The 3180-nt window shown below is 45.8% G+C and carries 4 protein-coding genes; 2 read left to right on the plus strand and 2 right to left on the minus strand.

The genetic code is table 11. The features are described 5' to 3' along the window. A partial coding sequence (locus R8N28_RS23570) for a LysM-like peptidoglycan-binding domain-containing protein (RefSeq protein WP_318183476.1) occupies positions 1-360 on the plus strand: 360 nt, incomplete at its 5' end. 66 nt (positions 361-426) lie between these two features. On the opposite strand, the gene R8N28_RS23575 is transcribed toward R8N28_RS23570, so the two are convergent. Then, on the minus strand, positions 427-888 hold the full coding sequence (locus tag R8N28_RS23575) for a GNAT family N-acetyltransferase (RefSeq protein ID WP_318183477.1): 462 nt from the start codon (positions 886-888) through the stop codon (positions 427-429). 146 nt (positions 889-1034) lie between these two features. On the opposite strand from R8N28_RS23575, the gene dbpA reads away from it, so the two are divergent. Beyond that, complete coding sequence (gene dbpA, locus R8N28_RS23580) at positions 1035-2414, plus strand: ATP-dependent RNA helicase DbpA (RefSeq protein ID WP_005454697.1); 1380 nt, start codon at positions 1035-1037, stop codon at positions 2412-2414. A 58-nt stretch (positions 2415-2472) separates the two neighbouring features. Here dbpA and R8N28_RS23585 read toward each other — a convergent pair whose 3' ends face one another. Further along, positions 2473-3045, minus strand: a complete 573-nt coding sequence (locus R8N28_RS23585) for a Crp/Fnr family transcriptional regulator (RefSeq protein WP_187567488.1) — start codon at positions 3043-3045, stop codon at positions 2473-2475. Positions 3046-3180: the final 135 nt, after the last annotated feature.

The following is a 3180-nucleotide window of genomic DNA, read 5'->3' on the forward strand; positions in this document are numbered from 1 at the left end:
GAACCGCAGGGTGAAGTGGATAGCCAGCGTGTTGCGATCCAGTTAAATGCGCAAAGCCTGAGTCAGCAACGTACGTCGCAAAGCTCGGGGCCTAAGTCAGAAGACTGGAAAGAGTACCATGTGAAGAATGGTGATACGTTAGCTCAAGTTTTTCGCAACAATCAGCTTTCTATGGCTGACCTTAGCGCCTTAGTAAAAATAGAAGGAAGCGACAAGCCACTGAGCCATATCAAGCAGGGGCAACTCATCCGTTTTAAACTCTCAGAAAACGGCCAGTTAGATATGTTGCAACTGGAAAAGAGCGATCATTCGGTTATGTTCTTCCGTCTATCGGATGGCAGCTTCGGCAGAAACAAATAGTTTCCGTTGTAGATTTAAAAAAGACGCAATCATCTCGCGTCTTTTTTATTGCAGTTTTGTGGAGGTTTATTGAGTCGAATTGCTCCGGCGCATGTCTACGTGTGGAATTCCATCTTCTAAGTAACTGTCAGAAATAACTTCAAATCCATGGTGAGCATAAAAATCGATAAGATGTTCTTGTGCACCAATGTCTATGGTTTTTTCGGGCCATAACGTAGAACATGCTTGGATGGCTTGTGTGATTAGCCGATGGCCTAAGCCACTACCTCGGGCTGTTTTTTTGGTTACGACTCGGCCAATACTGACGTTATCGTAAGTGGTTCCAGCTGGTAGAAGCCGAGCGCAGGCAACTAATTCATCATTGTGGTAGCCGAGTAGGTGATGAACGCCGTCAATAACATCCTTACCATCTAGCTCCGGGTACGGGCAAGTTTGCTCGACGACGAACACGTCGACGCGTAAGCGCAGCATCTCATACAGTTGTAAGGTAGTTAGTTGAGCAAAAGGCAAAGTGATCCAAGTGGTCATGTCCGTCGTCCATAATGATAGTAGAGTGCCTGAATGTACTCGCTTTTGTTTCAATACTCATTAACAATGGTTAATTTTCACTGGTCTTCCCAGAAAATCTGGCGATAATGTGCCCTCTTTTTCATCCCACCTGAGGATATTTCCCTGTGAGCAAACAAACTTTTGACCAAGTAGGCCTGAACCCAGCGCTACTAGAAACGCTGGATTCATTGAACTACACCCATATGACGCCAATTCAAGCGTTAAGCTTACCGGCGATTTTGAATCAGCGTGACGTAATTGGTCAGGGTAAAACGGGCTCGGGTAAAACAGCGGCGTTTGGTCTTGGCGTGCTATCAAATCTAAACGTAAAACGATTTCGCGTGCAGGCTTTGGTGCTGTGTCCGACTCGCGAACTGGCGGATCAAGTTGCTAAAGAAATTCGAACGCTAGGGCGTGGTATCCATAACATTAAAGTACTTACGTTGTGCGGCGGTATGCCGATGGGACCGCAAATTGGTTCGTTAGAGCATGGTGCACATATCCTTGTTGGTACTCCGGGGCGTATTCTGGATCACCTTGAGAAAGGCCGTATTAACTTGGAAGAGCTGAATACACTGGTGCTGGATGAAGCCGATCGTATGCTAGAAATGGGCTTCCAAGACGCTTTGGATGCGATTATTAATGCGGCGCCTAAACAGCGTCAGACATTGCTTTTTAGCGCCACATTCCCAGAGAAGATCGAGAAAATCGCTCAGCGTATTATGAAATCGCCAGAGATGATCAAGGTTGAATCGACTCACGATACTTCCAGCATTGCTCAATACTTCTACAAAGTAGAAGGAACTGAAGCGCGTGATGAGGCGCTAGCGAATCTTCTTTTGACTTACCAACCAGAGTCGGCGGTGGTGTTCTGTAATACGAAGAAAGAAGTGCAAAATGTCGCGGATGAATTACACCATCGCGGCTTTAGCGTGATCGATATTCACGGTGATCTTGAACAGCGTGAACGTGATCAAGCACTGGTGCAATTTGCGAACAAGAGCGTTTCTATTCTTGTGGCAACGGACGTGGCGGCACGAGGTTTGGATGTGGACAATCTTGATGCTGTGTTCAACTTTGAGCTGTCTCGTGACCCAGAAGTGCACGTGCACCGTATTGGCCGTACTGGCCGAGCAGGCAGTAAAGGTTTGGCGTTCAGCTTCTTTGGTGAAAAAGACGGTCTACGTGTTGCTCGTATCGAAGAGTACTTAGAGATGGATGTGGTACCCGCGACCTTGCCAGCGAAATCAAATCAGCAGCCATACCAAGCGAAGATGGTGACCATCAACATTGATGGCGGCAAGAAGCAAAAAGTTCGTCCTGGCGATATTCTTGGTTGTTTGACTGGCAAAAATGGCATCCCAGGTGCGCAAGTGGGCAAGATTCATTTGTTCCCTGTACGTTCTTACGTTGCTGTAGAAAAGTCTGCCGCGAAGAAAGCATTGCAAATTATCAGTACGGGTAAGATGAAAGGGCGTCAGTTCCGAGCGCGTCTTCTTAAATAAGTCATTAGATTGAACAAAGGCTCTTCGTTGGAAGAGCCTTTTTTGTTTGGTGCGTCTCTTATTTGTTGTCTTTTGCTAAACGCGCTTTAATACGGCTTAAGCTGATAGCGGTAATGCCGAGGTAAGCCGCAATTTGGCTATCGGTAATACGCTGTTCTAAATCTGGGTAGTGGTGGCAAAATAACTGATAACGTTCCTCAGGTGAATACAACAGCATAAAACGTTCTTTATTCTCTTTGTTCATCAACTGCGTTTCGAGCAATTTTAGGTAAATAGAGTGCTTTTCGGCGCGCCATTGATGCAATGCCTCGATAGGCAGACAGAATAAATGACATGCGGTCAGCGTTTCCAATAAGTACGGTGAAGGTTGAGCTTTTATCACGCTTTCAAAGCCGATCACCCAGTCCTTTTCCCAATAAAACTCTTTGCTGAATTCTTTGCCTTTCTCTGTGAGATAGCTTGCGTGGCATAACCCTTCCAGAATGAAGTAGATGTGAGAACTAAATTCACCTTGATGGCTAAGAATGTGTCTAGTAGGTAATTCTAACTCTTGTCCATAGACCATGAGTTGTGAGGCTTCGTCTTCTGAAAAGCCATGTTGAGTGAGATCGAAAAATACGTCGTTTTGCATGAAGGTTATCTGCAGTGAAAGGGTTAGCGCATTTGAACTATCTTAACTGCTTTGTGCAGCAACAAAAAGCGGCTCACTGAGGAGCCGCTAGTTTGAACATCGAGTCCTTTATTCGTTTCCTTCGAGACGATCTTC

It is taken from the genome of Vibrio sp. Vb1554 (assembly GCF_033344235.1).

Coding starts and splice junctions, on each gene's coding strand:
- R8N28_RS23585 (WP_187567488.1), bottom strand. CDS start 3,045: ATGCAAAACGACGTATTTTTCGATCTCACTCAACATGGCTTTTCAGAA.
- R8N28_RS23575 (WP_318183477.1), bottom strand. CDS start 888: ATGACCACTTGGATCACTTTGCCTTTTGCTCAACTAACTACCTTACAA.